Source organism: Kitasatospora cystarginea (assembly GCF_039533515.1).
Lineage (GTDB): Bacteria > Actinomycetota > Actinomycetes > Streptomycetales > Streptomycetaceae > Kitasatospora > Kitasatospora cystarginea.
Genome location: NZ_BAAATR010000023.1, coordinates 102,995 through 117,451, shown reverse-complemented (window position 1 = coordinate 117,451; position 14,457 = coordinate 102,995). Strand labels below are relative to the sequence as shown.

At 71.9% G+C, this 14,457-nt stretch carries 14 protein-coding genes; 5 read left to right on the top strand and 9 right to left on the bottom strand.

From position 1 onward, the window contains the following. The first annotated feature begins 384 nt into the window (after window positions 1–384). Window positions 385–663, top strand: coding sequence for an HPr family phosphocarrier protein (locus ABD369_RS24085; protein WP_344638598.1), 279 nt, complete (start codon window positions 385–387; stop codon window positions 661–663). Window positions 664–829: 166 nt separating this feature from the next. Here ABD369_RS24085 and ABD369_RS24080 read toward each other — a convergent pair whose 3' ends face one another. Continuing rightward, entirely contained in the window at window positions 830–1,741 is a 912-nt protein-coding gene (locus ABD369_RS24080) for a glutaminase (protein ID WP_425557750.1), read from the bottom strand. Between the two features lie 388 nt (window positions 1,742–2,129). Between ABD369_RS24080 and ABD369_RS24075 the strand changes: the two genes are divergently transcribed. Beyond that, window positions 2,130–2,675 carry an FHA domain-containing protein gene (locus ABD369_RS24075; protein WP_344638597.1) on the top strand — a complete coding sequence of 182 codons (546 nt, stop codon included), beginning with the start codon at window positions 2,130–2,132 and terminating at the stop codon, window positions 2,673–2,675. A 63-nt stretch (window positions 2,676–2,738) separates the two neighbouring features. Here the strand turns inward: ABD369_RS24075 and ABD369_RS24070 are convergent, their stop codons facing one another. From ABD369_RS24070 to ABD369_RS24060, 3 genes are all read right to left on the bottom strand, one after another. Beyond that, complete coding sequence (locus ABD369_RS24070; protein ID WP_344638596.1) at window positions 2,739–3,932, bottom strand: RtcB family protein; 1,194 nt, start codon at window positions 3,930–3,932, stop codon at window positions 2,739–2,741. A 316-nt stretch (window positions 3,933–4,248) separates the two neighbouring features. Further along, complete coding sequence (locus ABD369_RS24065) at window positions 4,249–5,637, bottom strand: M16 family metallopeptidase (RefSeq protein WP_344638595.1); 1,389 nt, start codon at window positions 5,635–5,637, stop codon at window positions 4,249–4,251. Continuing rightward, window positions 5,634–6,962, bottom strand: coding sequence for a M16 family metallopeptidase (locus ABD369_RS24060; RefSeq protein ID WP_344638594.1), 1,329 nt, complete (start codon window positions 6,960–6,962; stop codon window positions 5,634–5,636). Before ABD369_RS24060 ends, ABD369_RS24065 begins: the two co-directional genes overlap by 4 nt. Before the next feature lie 284 nt (window positions 6,963–7,246). On the opposite strand from ABD369_RS24060, the gene ABD369_RS24055 reads away from it, so the two are divergent. Next, on the top strand, window positions 7,247–9,709 hold the full coding sequence (locus ABD369_RS24055) for a DNA gyrase/topoisomerase IV subunit A (protein ID WP_344638593.1): 2,463 nt from the start codon (window positions 7,247–7,249) through the stop codon (window positions 9,707–9,709). A gap of 81 nt (window positions 9,710–9,790) precedes the next feature. Here the strand turns inward: ABD369_RS24055 and ABD369_RS24050 are convergent, their stop codons facing one another. From ABD369_RS24050 to ABD369_RS24035, 4 genes are read right to left on the bottom strand one after another with little or no spacing between them, the layout of a single operon-like run. Continuing rightward, window positions 9,791–10,474 carry a hypothetical protein gene (locus ABD369_RS24050; RefSeq protein WP_344638592.1) on the bottom strand — a complete coding sequence of 228 codons (684 nt, stop codon included), beginning with the start codon at window positions 10,472–10,474 and terminating at the stop codon, window positions 9,791–9,793. 10 nt (window positions 10,475–10,484) lie between these two features. Then, window positions 10,485–10,994, bottom strand: a complete 510-nt coding sequence (locus ABD369_RS24045; protein ID WP_344638591.1) for a hypothetical protein — start codon at window positions 10,992–10,994, stop codon at window positions 10,485–10,487. After that, window positions 10,995–12,425, bottom strand: a complete 1,431-nt coding sequence (locus ABD369_RS24040) for a putative T7SS-secreted protein (protein WP_344638590.1) — start codon at window positions 12,423–12,425, stop codon at window positions 10,995–10,997. It lies immediately after the preceding gene. Next, window positions 12,422–12,718 carry a hypothetical protein gene (locus tag ABD369_RS24035; RefSeq protein WP_344638589.1) on the bottom strand — a complete coding sequence of 99 codons (297 nt, stop codon included), beginning with the start codon at window positions 12,716–12,718 and terminating at the stop codon, window positions 12,422–12,424. The genes ABD369_RS24040 and ABD369_RS24035 overlap by 4 nt, the downstream gene beginning before the upstream one ends. Window positions 12,719–12,870: 152 nt before the next feature. Here ABD369_RS24035 and ABD369_RS24030 point away from each other — a divergent pair, with 152 nt between their 5' ends. Further along, window positions 12,871–13,770 (top strand): ferredoxin family protein, encoded by a 900-nt coding sequence (locus ABD369_RS24030; protein ID WP_344638588.1) that lies wholly within the window; start codon window positions 12,871–12,873, stop codon window positions 13,768–13,770. A gap of 51 nt (window positions 13,771–13,821) precedes the next feature. Here the strand turns inward: ABD369_RS24030 and ABD369_RS24025 are convergent, their stop codons facing one another. Continuing rightward, window positions 13,822–13,971 (bottom strand): hypothetical protein, encoded by a 150-nt coding sequence (locus ABD369_RS24025; RefSeq protein WP_344638587.1) that lies wholly within the window; start codon window positions 13,969–13,971, stop codon window positions 13,822–13,824. A 118-nt stretch (window positions 13,972–14,089) separates the two neighbouring features. Here ABD369_RS24025 and ABD369_RS24020 point away from each other — a divergent pair, with 118 nt between their 5' ends. Continuing rightward, entirely contained in the window at window positions 14,090–14,275 is a 186-nt protein-coding gene (locus ABD369_RS24020; RefSeq protein ID WP_344638586.1) for a helix-turn-helix domain-containing protein, read from the top strand. The last annotated feature ends 182 nt before the right edge of the window (window positions 14,276–14,457 follow it).

The window sequence follows — 14,457 nt, the reverse complement described above, 5'->3', positions numbered from 1 at the left end:
CCGGTCCTCGGCAGGCCGGGCGGCTGCCTTCGACTGCTCGGCGCCGGGCCGGGCCGCGTCGGCGGGGGGTTGCGCGCTGGGCGGCTGCGAGGGCCGGGGGTCGTCCACATTCGTCAGGTTATCCGGCGGCGGGCCGCTTGGCTCCGGCCGTACCGGCCCGGCCGGATGGGGCCGAACGGCCCGGGTCGGCACCGGGTGTGTGGTGTGGCGCAGCCGCCGCTGGGCAGTCGTTCACCGGGTCCGCCCGTCGCCGGCCGGGCCCGGACGGCGCGGGTCGGTCTCGGGTCGGTCTCAGGTCCGGGACACCCGGCACGGGAGCATCCCGCGCATGCAACACTGGTCTAGACAACATGGTCACCCAGCACCACCTGAAAGGCACGTCTCATGGCTGAGCGCCGCGTCACCATCGGTTGGGTCGAGGGCCTGCACGCCCGTCCCGCCTCCGTCTTCGTCCGCGCGGCGACCGCCGTCGGTGTGCCGGTCACCATCGCCAAGGAAGGCGGGAACCCGGTGAACGCCGCTTCCATGCTGGCCCTGCTGGGCCTCGGCGCCCAGGGCGGCGACGCGGTCGTGCTCGCCTCCGACGCCGAGGGTGCCGAGGGTGCCCTGGACCGTCTCGCCAAGCTGGTCCAGGAGGGCCTCGACGAGCTGCCCGCCGCCTGATCCGGGCGGCACCGGCGCCCGGGCGTGCCACCGCCGGGCACCGGACCCTTCCGGAGCCCGGCGGCTGCACGCTCTCTCGGGTCCACCACGTTCCTGCGCGGCGGGGCCGACCCCGGTGGTCAGCCCCGCCACCCGGCCGTCCCGTCGGCAGAAACGTTCCGGCAGGTCAGAACACCGACCAGCCCGTCACAGTGGTCAGCGCGTCCAGCGCCGCCACGCCCAGCACCGAGTTCCCCGCCGCATCCAGCCCAGGGCTCCACACGCACACCGCGCCCCGCCCCGGCAGCACCGCCAGCACTCCGCCGCCGACCCCGCTCTTGCCGGGCAGTCCGACCCGGTACGCGAACTCACCTGCCGCGTCGTACGTCCCGCAGGTCAGCAGCACCGCATTGATCCGCTTCGCCTCACTGCGCGTCAGCAGTCGCGAGCCGTCCGCCCGCAGACCGTGCCGGGCCAGGAAGCGTCCGGCCAGCGCCAGGTCCCGGCAGCTCGCCGCGGTCGCGCAGTGCGCGTAGTAGTGGGCCAGCACGCTGTCCACCGGGTTGCGCAGATTGCCGTAACTCGCGATGAAGTGCGCCAGCGCCGCGTTCCGGTGGCCGCTGCGCGCCTCCGAGGCCGCCACCGTGTCATCCGTACCGATGGTCGCGTTCCCCGACTCCGCGCGCAGGAACTCCCGCACCGCACCCGCCGCGTCACCGGTCAGCTCCAGCAGGCGGTCCGTCACCACCAGCGCACCCGCGTTGATGAACGGATTGCGCGGGATACCGGCCTCGGTCTCCAGCTGGACCAGCGAGTTGAACGGGTTGCCCGACGGCTCCCGCCCCACCCGGTGCCACAGGTCGTCGCCGCCCTCCGCCAGCGCCAGCGCCAGCGTGAACAGCTTGGAGACGCTCTGGATCGAGAACGGCTGCTCCCAGTCCCCCGCCCCGTACACCTCACCGTCCATGGTGGCCAGGGCCATCCCGAACGACTCGGGGTTCGCCTCCGCCAACGCAGGTATGTAATCCGCCGGCCGACCTCGCGCGGGAGCCCGGCGGGCCGTCTCCATCACGTCGTGCAACAACTGCTGGTAGTCCACCCAGCCATTCTGCCGGTCCGCCCGGAATCCGGTCCGCCCGGAATGGTGATATTCCTCCCCATCGGTGGAGACACTCCCATCTCGGGTGAGTCGGACGGACCCACCGTCGAGGCGCCCCGCCGACCCGGTACGCACTGCCGTCGCCGGGCGGCCCCTGCTCGATTCCCGGTTCGTCCGGCGTGGGCACCGCCTCCCGGCCCGCCGGCTGAGCTCCAGGCCGGGTCCAGCGCCTACGCGACTCGACGGTCGCCGCCCGCCGTTCATCGCGAAGGGCCCCGCTGGTCGCCCGGCGGCCCGTCAGCCGCGAGGCTCGCACCCTCCCGCCACCCGCACCGGGCGCCCGGCCGAGTTCTGGACACCTCACACCGCGACAACCGACAATTTCCACATGGCACTTCCAGAGATCCGCACCCAGGTCCCCCGGCCGACCGAGGCCGAGCGGGACCATGCGGTCTCCGTCCTGCGTGATGGCGTCGGCAGCGGCCGGCTGTCCCACGACACCTTCCTGGGCCGGCTCGAACTCGTCCTGAACGCCCGCAGTCGGGCCGAACTCGACGCCGTCCTCAGCGACCTGCCCCAGGGCGGCAGGCTGCCCGGTCTGCTGCTGCGCGCCGTCGGCGGGCTCTCCGCCTTCCGCGCCCGCCTCCGCGGCGCCTGGCGGACCGAGCAGGCCCCCGGTCTCTGCCTCCCCGCCCCCGGCGACCAGCCCGTCCGGATAGGCCGCATCCCCGGCTCCGACCTCCGCCTCACCGACAGCTCGGTCTCCCGTCAGCACGCCGAACTCCGCCACCACGACGGTGGTTGGACCCTCCACGACCTGGGCTCCACCAACGGCACCCACGTCAACGGCCTGCGCATCATCGGCGCCGTCCGGGTCCGCCCCGGTGATCTGGTCACCTTCGGCACCGTCAGCTTCCGCCTGGCGGCGGGGTGAGCGGCACCGGGGGCCCGCACGAGTGGGGCCGGGGTGCGCCCCGGCGCACCCCGGCCCCACGGTTCAGCCCTTGACGCAGACCACCTGCTTGAGGTGTGCGACCACCTCGACCAGGTCCTTCTGCTGAGCCATCACCCGCTCGATCGGCTTGTAGGCGCCGGGGATCTCGTCGACGACCCCGGCGTCCTTGCGGCACTCCACGCCCTTGGTCTGCTCCACGAGGTCCTGTGTGGTGAAGCGCTTCTTCGCGGCGGTGCGGCTCATCTTCCGGCCCGCGCCGTGCGACGCCGAGTTGAAGGCCGCCTCGTTGCCGAGACCGCGGACGATGTACGAACCGGTGCCCATCGAGCCCGGGATGATCCCCAGATCACCGGAGCCCGCCCTGATCGCGCCCTTGCGGGTCACCAGCAGGTCGGCTCCGTCGTAGCGCTCCTCCGCCACGTAGTTGTGGTGGCAGCTGATCACCTCGTCGAAGGCGACCTTCGCCTTCGGGAACTCGCGGCGGACGACGTCCTGGAAGAGCGCCATCATGATCGCCCGGTTGTTCTTGGCGTACTCCTGCGCCCAGAACAGGTCCTCGCGGTAGGCCCGCATCTGCGGAGTGTCCGCGATGAAGACCGCGAGGTCGCGGTCGACCAGGCCCTGGTTGTGCGGAAGCGAACGGGCGACACCCATGTGGTGCTCCGCCAGCTCCTTGCCGATGTTGCGCGATCCGGAGTGCAGCATCAGCCAGACGGTCCCGGTCTCGTCCAGGCAGAACTCGATGAAATGGTTGCCCGAGCCGAGCGTTCCCATCTGCTGCGCGGCCCGCTCCCGCTTCCACCGCACCTCGGACGCGATGCCGTCGAAGCGCTGCCAGAAGTCGTCCCACCCGGCGGTCGCCAGACCGTGCAGCTTGCGCGGGTCGACCGGGTCGGAGTGCATGCCCCGGCCCACCGGGATCATCTGCTCGATCCTGGAGCGCAGCCGCGACAGGTCGTCCGGCAGGTCCTCGGTGGTCAGCGAGGTCTTGACGGCGCTCATTCCGCAGCCGATGTCCACTCCGACCGCCGCCGGGCAGACCGCGCCCTTCATGGCGATGACGGAGCCGACGGTGGCGCCCTTCCCGAGGTGGACGTCGGGCATCACGGCGAGGCCGTGCAGCCAGGGCAGGGAGCTGATGTTGCGCAGCTGCTGCAGGGCCTGGCCCTCGACGGTGGCCGGGTCGGTCCACATCCGGATCGGGACACGGATGCCGGGTACCTCGGTGTACGACATGGTTGCACGACCTCCAAAGGTCGGTTGGTTCGAGCCTGGGTGTGGTGTGGTGCCACGCGAAGCTTCCGGCGTGGCTCGGGGAAGTCCGAAGAGAGCGTCGGCGCTCAGGCAGGGCGGCGGCGGAGATAGCGCGATCGTGGGGAGCGCCGGTACATGGTGGGCTCGACCCGCATGGTGATCGCCTCCTCTCCTGCCGTGCCGGGTGTTCCGTGCTGCGGTGGATATCTATCCACGCCGGCCGGGGAGGGCGCAAGCGGATAAACGCGAGTGGGCCCGGCGGAGCTGATGCTCCATCGGGCCCACCGGCGGGCAGCGGTCAGGAGGTGAGGACGGTGACCTCGCCGATGCCGAGTTCCCTGACCTGGTCGGCGATGGCGGCGGCGTCGCCGACCAGGACGGCGACCAGGCGGTCGGGCGGGAAGGCGGCGACGACGGCCTCGGTGGCGGCGGCGGTCGGGAGGGCCGCGAGCTGCCGGTAGATCTCGGCCTGGTGGTCGTCGGGCAGGCCCTGCTCGACCTGGTCGGCGAGGGTCACGGCGACGGAGGCCGCGGTCTCGTACTTGAGCGGGGCGACCCCGACCAGGTACTGGACGGCCTCGTCGCGCTCGCTGTCGGTGAGACCCTCGGCGGCCAGGGTGCGCAGGATGGTCCAGGTGTCCGCCAGCGCGGGGGCGGTGGACGCGGTGTCCACCGAGCCGCTGATGGCGAGCAGGGCACGGCCGCTGCCGTCGGCGGCGGAGCGCAGCGGCTGGGCGAAGGCGCGGACGCCGTAGGTGTAGCCCTTCTCCTCGCGCAGGACCTTGTCGAGGCGAGAGGTCAGGGTGCCCCCCAGGCAGTAGGTGCCGAGGATCTGGGCGGCCCAGCGGGAGTCGTGGCGGTCGGGTCCGATGCGGCCGATGAGCAGCTGGGTCTGCACCGAGCCGGGCCGGTCGACGATCACGACGCGGCCGGTGTCGTCGGCGGTGACCGGGGCGTGCACGCTGCGCTCGGCGGTGCTGCCCGTCCAGGCGCCGAGGGTGCTCTCGAGCAGCGGCAGCAGGTCGGTGCCGGAGAGGTCGCCGACGACCACCACGGTGCTGGTGGCGGGCCGGATGTGGGCCTGGTAGAAGGCGTGGACGGCGGCCCGGGTGACGTTCTTGACGGTCTCGGCGGTGCCGCTGCGCGGGCGGGAGAGCCGGTCGGTCTCGTCGAAGAGCGTGGCGTAGAAGGCCTTTGCGGCCCGGCGGGCGGGGTTGGCCAGCTCGTGGACGATCTCGTCGAGGCGGTTGGCGACCAGGCGGTCGATCTCGTCCTCGGGGAGGGCAGGGGCGCGCAGCGCGTCGGCGAGCAGGGTGAGGCCGCGCTCCAGCCGGGAGGCGGGGACCTCCAGGGAGACCCGGATGCCGGGGTGGTCGGCGTGGGCGTCGAGGGTGGCGCCGGCGCGTTCGAGCTCGCCGGCGAACTGCTCGGCGTCGAGCGTGTCGGTGCCCTCGCTGAAGGCGCGGGCGAGGATGCCCGCGATGCCGTCGAGGCCGGCCGGTTCGACGGCGAGCGGGGCGTCGAGGAGGACTTCGACGGCGACCAACTGCTGGCCCGGGCGGTGGCAGTGCAGCACGGTGAGCCCGTTGCCGAGGGCGGCGCGCTCGGGTGCCGGGAAGGCCCACGGGGTCGGGGTGCCGGGGGTGGGCTGGGGGTGGAAGGTCATGGTCGGGGTGTGGTCGGTCATTCCGCCGCCTCCTCGTTCTGGTCGTTGTCGGCGGTGGTGGTCGGCTCGTAGACCAGGACGGCCCGGTTGTCGGGCCGCAGCCGGGCGGCGGCGACGGCCCTGACCTCCTCGGCGGTGACGTCGAGGACCTTGGCGAGCGCGGCGTTCAGCAGCTTGGGGTCGCCGAACAGGACGGCGTAGCGGCAGAGTTCGTCGGCGCGGCCGGCGACGGTGGTGAGCCGGTCGAGCCATTCGCGCTCGATCTGGGCCTGGGCGCGCTCGAGTTCCTCGGCGGTGGGGCCCTCGGCGGCGAAGCGGGTGAGCTCCTCGTCGACGGCGGTCTCGATCTGCTGGATGGTGGCGTCGCCCGAGGTCTTGACGTCGAGCCAGCCGAGCGAGGGTGCACCGGCGAGGCGGAGCATGCCGAACCCGGCGGCAACGGCCGTGCGGTCACGGCGCACCAGGCGGTTGTAGAGCCGGCTGGACTCGCCGGAGCCCAGGATGGTGAGGGCGAGATCGGCGGCGTCGGCCTCACGGGTGCCGTCGTGCGGGAGCCGGTAGGAGGCCATCAGCGCGCGGGAGGGCACGTCCTCCTCGACGGTCTCGCGGATCTCGCGGCCGATGGTCTCGGGGAGGCTGCCGTCACGCGGGGGCTGCTTGCCGCTGTGGGCCGGGATGGTGCCGAAGTACTTCTCGACCCAGGCGATGGTCTGCTCGGGGTCGAGGTCGCCGACGATGGCGAGGACGGCGTTGTTGGGCGCGTAGTAGGTGCGGAAGAACTCGCGCGCGTCCTCGAGGGTGGCGGCGTCCAGGTCGGCCATCGAGCCGATGGGGGTGTGGTGGTACGGGTGACCGTCCGGGTAGGAGAGCGCGGTGAGCTTCTCGAAGGCGGTGCCGTACGGGACGTTGTCATAGCGCTGGCGGCGCTCGTTCTTGACGACGTCGCGCTGGTTCTCCATGGAGGTCTCGTCGAGCGCGGCGAGCAGGGAGCCCATGCGGTCGGCCTCCAGCCAGAGGGCGAGCTCCAGCTGGTGGGCTGGCATGGTCTCGAAGTAGTTGGTGCGCTCGAAGCTGGTGGTGCCGTTGAGGGAGCCGCCGGCGCCCTGGACCAGTTCAAAGTGGCCGTTGTTGGAGACGTTGGCGGAGCCCTGGAACATCAGGTGCTCGAAGAGGTGGGCGAGGCCGGTGCGGCCCTTGACCTCGTGGCGGGAGCCCACGTCGTACCAGAGACAGACGGCGGTGACGGGGGTGAGGTGGTCCTCGGAGAGCACGACGCGCAGGCCGTTGGCCAGGCGGTGTTCGGTGATGGCGAGGCCTTGGGATGCGGCGGGGGCCGGGTTGGCCATGCGTTGGGGTCCTTCCCGTCTTCGACTGCTGGTCGGGGGGTACGTACCGTGTCCCCATTGTGGTCCAACGCGCGAAGGGCGGGGATGTGTCCGTGTTCTCGGGGCGTTCGCCAGGGGCGGAAGTGCGGCCGGGGGAAGGGCTGCGGGTAGCCCTTGACAGTTGCTGTCAGCGGGAGGGTCCACAATGGGGGGCGCCGTGCCCTCGTACGGTTTGAGTCAGTTATCACAGGATCCACGCAGCCGACCGAGCAGCCGACAACCAGACACAAGGGAGCCCCGCCGCGATGGCCCGCCGTAGTTCGCCCACCCCGCCGCCCGGAGATTTCGAGGAGCGGATCCTCGACGTCGATGTGGTCGACGAGATGCAGGGTTCCTTCCTGGAGTACGCCTACTCGGTCATCTACTCGCGTGCCCTGCCGGACGCCCGCGACGGCATGAAGCCGGTGCACCGCCGAATCCTGTACCAGGCCAACGAGATGGGCCTGCGTCCCGACCGGGCGCATGTGAAGTGCGCCCGTGTGGTCGGCGAGGTGATGGGCCGGCTGCACCCGCACGGTGACGCGTCGATCTACGACTCCGTGGTGCGCATGGCGCAGCCGTTCTCGATGCGGCTGCCGCTGATCGACGGCCACGGGAACTTCGGTTCGCTGGGCAACGACGACCCGCCGGCCGCGATGCGGTACACCGAGTCGCGGCTGACGGCGGCGTCGATGGCGATGGTGGAGTCGATCCACGAGGACACCGTCGACTTCGGGCCGAACTACGACGGCAGCGAGCAGGAGCCGCTGGTGCTGCCCGCGGCCTTCCCGAACCTGCTGGTGAACGGCGCCTCGGGGATCGCGGTGGGCATGGCGACCAACATGCCGCCGCACAACCTCTCCGAGGTGGTGGCCGCCGCCCGGCACCTGATCAAGCACCCGAACGCGGACCTGGAGACGCTGATGCGTTTCATCCCGGGTCCGGACCTGCCGACGGGCGGGCGGATCGTGGGGCTCTCGGGCATCCGGGACGCGTACGCCTCGGGCCGCGGCACCTTCAAGATCCGCGCGACGGCCTCGATCGAGAACGTCACCGCGCGCCGCAAGGGGATCGTGGTCACCGAACTGCCGTACACGGTGGGCCCGGAGAAGGTGATCGCCAAGATCAAGGACCTGGTGGGCTCGAAGAAGCTCCAGGGCATCGCGGATGTCAAGGACCTGACGGACCGTGAGCACGGTCTCCGCCTGGTGATCGAGGTGAAGAACGGTTTCGTCCCGGAGGCGCTGCTGGAGCAGCTCTACAAGTTGACGCCGATGGAGGAGACCTTCGGCATCAACAACGTCGCCCTGGTCGACGGCCAGCCGCTGACGCTCGGTCTGAAGGAGCTGCTCGAGGTCTACGTCGACCACCGCTTCGAGGTGGTCCGCCGGCGCAGCGAGTTCCGGCGCGGCAAGCGGCAGGAGCGGCTGCACCTGGTCGAGGGCCTGCTGGTGGCGCTGGTCGACATCGACGAGGTCATCGCGATCATCCGCAACAGCGACAACGCGGCGCAGGCGAAGGAGCGGCTGATCGAGCGTTTCTCGCTGTCGGAGACTCAGACTTCGTACATCCTGGACACTCCGCTGCGCCGACTGACCCGGTTCGACCGGGTGGAGCTGGAGGACGAGCAGCGCAAGCTGAACACCGAGATCGCCGAGCTGACCGAGATCCTGGAGTCGGACACCAAGCTGCGCGGCGTGGTGTCGGGCGAACTGGGTGCGGTGGCCAAGCAGTTCGGCACCGAGCGGCGCACGGTGCTGCTGGAGGCGGGGGCGGTGCCGAGTGCGGCGCTGTCGGTGCCGCTGGAGGTGGCGGACGACCCGTGCCGGGTGCTGCTGTCCGCCACCGGCCTGCTGGCGCGGACGATGGACAGTGAGCCGCTGGACTTGGCGGAGCCCGTGGGGAAGCGCTCGAAGCACGACGTGATCGTCTCAGCGGTGCCGGCCACGGCGCGGGGCGACGTGGGTGTGGTGACGTCACTCGGCCGGGTGCTGCGGCTGCCGGTGATCGACCTGCCGGCGCTGCCGCCGGCGCCCTCGCTGTCGCTGTCCGGCGGCGCCGCGGTGGGCGAGTTCCTGCGGCTCGACGAGGGCGAGCGGGCGCTGGCGCTGACCACGCTGGACGAGTCCTCGCCGGGGCTCGCGCTGGGCACGGTGCAGGGCGTGGTGAAGCGGGTGGTGCCCGAATGGCCCGCGAACAAGGACGAGTTCGAGGTGATCGCCCTCAGGGAGGGTGACGAGCTGGTCGGCGCGGTGGAGCTGCGCACCGGCGAGGAGGACTTGGTCTTCATCGCCTCGGACGCGCAGTTGCTGCGCTACCCGGCGGGCCAGGTGCGTCCGCAGGGCCGCCCGGCGGGCGGCATGGCCGGCATCAAGCTCTCGGACGGGGCGCGGGTCATCTCGTTCACGGCGGTGGACCCGGCCGCGGACGCGGTGGTGGTCTCGGTCGCGGGCTCCCCGGGGACGCTGGCGGGCGAGGTGCAGTCCAGCTGGAAGGTGACGCCGTTCGAGCAGTACCCGCGCAAGGGCCGGGCGACGGGCGGGGTGCGCTGCCAGCGCTTCCTTCGTGGCGAGAGTGCGCTGGCCTTCGCCTGGGCGGGTCCGGCTCCGGCGCTGGCCTCGGCGGCCGGCGGGGCTCCGGTGGACCTGCCGGAGCGCGACCCGCGCCGCGACGGTTCGGGTACGCCGGTGTCGAAGCCGATCGTCGCGGTGGCCGGCCCGGCCAGGTAGTCGGAGCAGTGCCGGGGCCGCGCGAGATCATCACCGATGTCTCGCGCGGCCGCCTTCACCGAGCTTCCGCCTCCCTGCGTCTCATCCGAAGGCGGCCTGGATCCTGGCTTCGCTCCCGGTGGGCTGCCGGTCCGGCTCGTCGTCCAGGAGTCGGACGCTCTCGGCGAGTTCACAGAGCAGGGCGACGTAGTGCGGCAGGTCCGGGAGCGAGGGCGTGGTCAGCGACATCACCAGCAGCGAGGAGACCTCGGGCAGCGGCAGGTGGACGTCGATCTGCGCCATGGGTATCGCGGCGGGCCGTGGTGCGCCCTCGGCGGCCGGGGGCGGTGTCCACTGGATACCGGTGAACCGCACGATCGCGGGTCCCGCCTCGACCTCGGTGCGGTAGACGTCGCAGTCGGGGTTGAGCGAGAGCGTCTCGTGCAGCACGGAGGCGACGGTCTCCACGTCCGCGGGTTCGATGGTCTCGCTGCGCACGATCAGCGACGCACTGCTGACCCGGTCGTCCTCGGTGGCGAACATGCAGATCCCGGCGTAGCTCGCGCCGTCGGCGGCAGCGGCACCGGCCAGGTCGGCGTACAGCCGCTGGACGGTCTTCCGCTGGTACCCGGTGCCGCCGGACCAGATCTCGGCGGCCACCTCGGAGAGATGCGCCCAGCGCTGCTCGTCGGTGAGGTGCATGCCCAGGTCGTGGAAGTGCACCGGGACGTCGAAGTCGAAGCCGCGCTGCGGCCCGGGTCCCGTCTCGCCTCTGGTGTCGGTCATGGCCTGCCTCCTACTTCGAAACCCATCCGGTGGGGGTCAGGCTGACCCCCGACGGTCCGGCGGACCGGGCTCGCAGGCCGCGGGAGGCCGCGATCGCGTGGATCCGCTCGGCGGTCAGGCCCCGGTAGTCCTTCGGCGAGATCACCACGGCGTCCCCCAGCACGCCGTACCGCCAGGTGGACCACCGGCGCAGGCCGTTCGGCCCGTACGCCCGTAGCGCCGCGGAGCAGAGCCGGTTCATGTGCGCGTCCCGGCGGGCCGGGTCCGTGCCCCACTCCCGGACCAGGCGTACCGGTCCGACCCAGCGGGTCAGCGGGCGGAGGGCGAATCTGAGCGACTCGGCGTCGGGCCGTTCGCCGTCGGTGAGGAACGAGCTCAGTTCCAGGAAGGGCATCACCAGCAGCCGGAGCAGGGTGTCGACCGGCACCCAGACGACCTGGACCGGGAGCCAGAGGAGCAGGCCCAGCCTGGACCTCGGCCCGGCCGAGGGCGGCAGGGGCACAGCGGCGTGGCCGTACATCTACTCCCCCTTCACGGCGTCGCGGACGTCGGTGACGATGCCCGGCAGCTGCGGGACGACGAGCGGGCCGCGCGACCACCAGGACATCGGGTCGAGCGATCCGTCGGCGCGGATCGCCGCCTTGAGCGACGGTATGTCGCGCAGCACCGGGAGTTGGGCCAGCTTGCTGGTCTTGAAGCCCTCGACCAGGGTCTCGCCCGCGGTGACCCCGACGTGGGTCTCCCAGGCGAGCTTCATCCGGTTGCCGAGGCCGGGCAGCGCCTTGAACTCGGTGACCAGGTCGGCGCCCCGCTCCGCGGCCTGGGTGGTCCGGACGGCGCTGCCGCGGGTGGCGTCGCCGATGTGCCGGACGAGCTGGCTCTTGCCGACCTCGCGGACCATCCCGGTGGAGGAGCGCGCGCCGTTGACCACCTTGGGCACCAGCTTGGCGGTGACCTTGGTACCGCCCTTGAGGGCGGTACCGAAGAACTTGCCGGCGGGCAGGATGCCCAGCCCGTCGCCGATCAGGTCCATCGCGCCGACGTCGGCGCCGCCCAGCTTGGCCAGGCCGTGGGTGGCCAGTGCACCGGCCGAGAGCACGCCACCCGCCAGGACGAGGGCACCCGCGAGCGGCGGGCACCAGGCCGTGACGAGTGCGGCGACGCCGAGCACGGTGGAGGCGATCGAGAGCCAGTCGCCGATCCTCTTCAGCAGGTCGGCGTGCTTGGTGGCCCACTCCTTGATGGCGTGCCCGGCCCGCTCGAGGGAGTCCTTGACCTTGTCCCAGAGGCTGGTCTCGGGGGCGCTCTGGTTGGCCGTGCGCAGTGCCTTGGCCACCTTGGCGGCAGAGTCCTGGTGGTCCTCCCTGAGTTCCCCGGCATGCTTGACTATCGCCTCGAAGGCGTCCTGGGCGTCCCCCAACGCCCTTCTGGCGTCGTCGAGTTCACTGCCCGCCTGGTTCAACTCCCGCTGGGCGCTGTCGATCCCGGCCTGGGCGTCGCGGAGCTGGGCCTCGTCGGCGAAGTACCGGCCGGCCAACGCGAAGGCCGGGGAGTCGGCCGCGCTGTCGTAGCGGATCCGGGCCTGCTGCTCGGTCTTCTCGCACTGTTCGCGGCGCTGCTTGGCCGCCTGCGCCTCGGCCTCGTAGCGCCGGGCGGTGTCCTGGTAGGAGGTGAGCTGGTCGCGCCAGGACTGGAGTTGCCGAGCCGCGGTCCGCACCGCGTCGTCGCTGTCCCTGAGCAGCCCGGGAAGTTCGGTGACCTTTCCGGCGAAGGCCTGGGCGGCGTCGCCCTGCCAGGAGCCGCCGGCCCTGTTGAGCGAGGAGAGGGACTGCTGGGCGCTCTCCAGGGCGCCCGCCGCGGTGGTCAGCCTGCCGACCAGGGCGTCGACGCTCGCCGGACTGCCGGGCGCCGGGTCGAAGCCGAGGGCGGGGAACTGCGCGGTCTCGCTCATGCCGCGCCTCCACTGAAGGCGCCGCGCAGTACCTGCTCGGTCTCCGCGTAGCCCCGCTTGGTGATGGTGAGGCCCTCCTCGACCTGCCGGGTGGCGTCGGCGATCTTCTTGATCGCGTCGTCCCAGCCGTCGTGGAACTCGCCGCAGGCATGGTCGAGGGTCTTGCTGCCGGTGGCCTTCGGGCCGGTGTCCCGCATCGCGTTGAGCGCGGTCCGCAACTCGTCCTGACTCCGGTGCAGATCCGCGAGCAGTCTGTCGAGATCGCCGATCTCGACCGAGAAGTATGAGCCCAAGACTCCCCCAAGGAACAGTCAAGTTTTGGTAATGCCGGTCAGCATAGCGTTGCGACGCCGGGATCGGACGACTGTCCGAAACACTCGCCGGCACCGCTCCCGCTTCTCCGTCACCCTCGTGGCCCACACCACCCGCGGGTAGGGTTGCCCGGGTGATCACCTGTACGACGCTGTCGCGCGAACTGACCGAGCCGCTGGCCGCCACCGCCGCGACCGCCGCCACCTGGCTGCTGATCGAGCAGTCCGGGCCGTGGGGCGCCAAGGCACTCACCGAGAGCCATCTGGACGCCGAGGTCGGCCGGGCCCTGGACGCGGCCTGCGCGGGTACGGGTGTCCGGATCGCGCTGATCCGCCACCCCGGACGGCACGCGGACTGCCTGCCCGCCGTCCGGCACGAGGCGATCGTGGCGCACACCGCCCCCGGCCGCGCCTGGGTGCGCCGGGCCGCCGTGGAGGATCCGGCGGAGCTGCTGGAACTGGACTTCGCGGCCCTCGGCGCCGGCGAGCACGGCGGCTTCGGCGAGGCCCACGTGGGCGGCCCGATCGCGCTGGTGTGCACCAACGGCCGCCGGGACCGCTGCTGCGCGCTGCTGGGCCGTCCGCTGGCGGCCGAGCTCGCGGCGGCCGGGCACAGCGAGGTCTGGGAGATCACCCACCTGGGCGGTCACCGCTTCTCCCCCACCATGCTGGTCCTGCCGTACGGCTACGCCTATGGGCGGCTGACCGGAACGGCGGCCAAGGAGGTGCTCGCGGCGACGGCCGCGGGGCACATGCTTCCCGAGTGGTCGCGGGGCCGCTCGTACTGGGACCGCCCCGGCCAGGCGGCGGAGCACGCGGTACGGCTGCTGACCGGTGAGACCTCGGCCGACGCCCTCGCGGTCGGCCGGGCGGGAGACGCGATCGAGGTGCGGCACAGCGACGGTCGCCGCTGGCTGGCCGAGGTCGCGGAGCGGGCGAGCGAGCCGGCCCGCCCGGAGAGCTGCGGGAAGGCCCCGGGCACCCCGTCCCGGATGGACGTGGTCTCACTGCGGGAGATACCGCCGCAGCGGTGACGGCCCGTCATCCGCCATGGGCGGGGGACGGGCCGCCGGCCGACCACTGGCTCAGCCGGCCCTACTGACGAACTCGGTGCTGTAGGTCCTGCTCGGGTCGATCGACCCCTCCTTGCCCTTGACGTCCGAGTGGAAGGCGCCGAGCACGGCGAGGACGGCCTTCGGCCCGTCGGGCGGCATCACCCCGTCAGCGGTGAACATCGACAGGGGGGCCTTGATCGCCTCGGCGCACTAACGTGCTGGGCAACCTGGTCGACAACGCACTCGACGCGCTCACCGGCGGCACGGTCGAAGTCACTCGGCGCCCACCACCGACCTGGTGCTCGGCGTCCTCAGACGGGCCGGCCGTCCGCTCTCCGCCCAGGAGGTCGCCGACCGCTCCGGGCTGGGCCGCTCCGCCGCCCAGCGCCACCTCAAACAGCTGGAGCGCGACAGCCGGTTGAGTCCGCGTTACGGCGACACCGGGTGCCCCGAGCACCGCTACCTGCTGTCGTCCCGCGACTGACCCGTCACCCCCTCCGCCGCCCGCCGGTACACGCCGTCGACCGTTCAAAGCCGATCGTTTCAACACCCGCGCTCTACGCGAACCTGACAGGAATTTCCGAAACTGGTAACTCTTCTCACTATGACCGATCACGAAACGTGACGTTACCCATAGTGACTAGCGCGTTACGCGGATGAAATAGT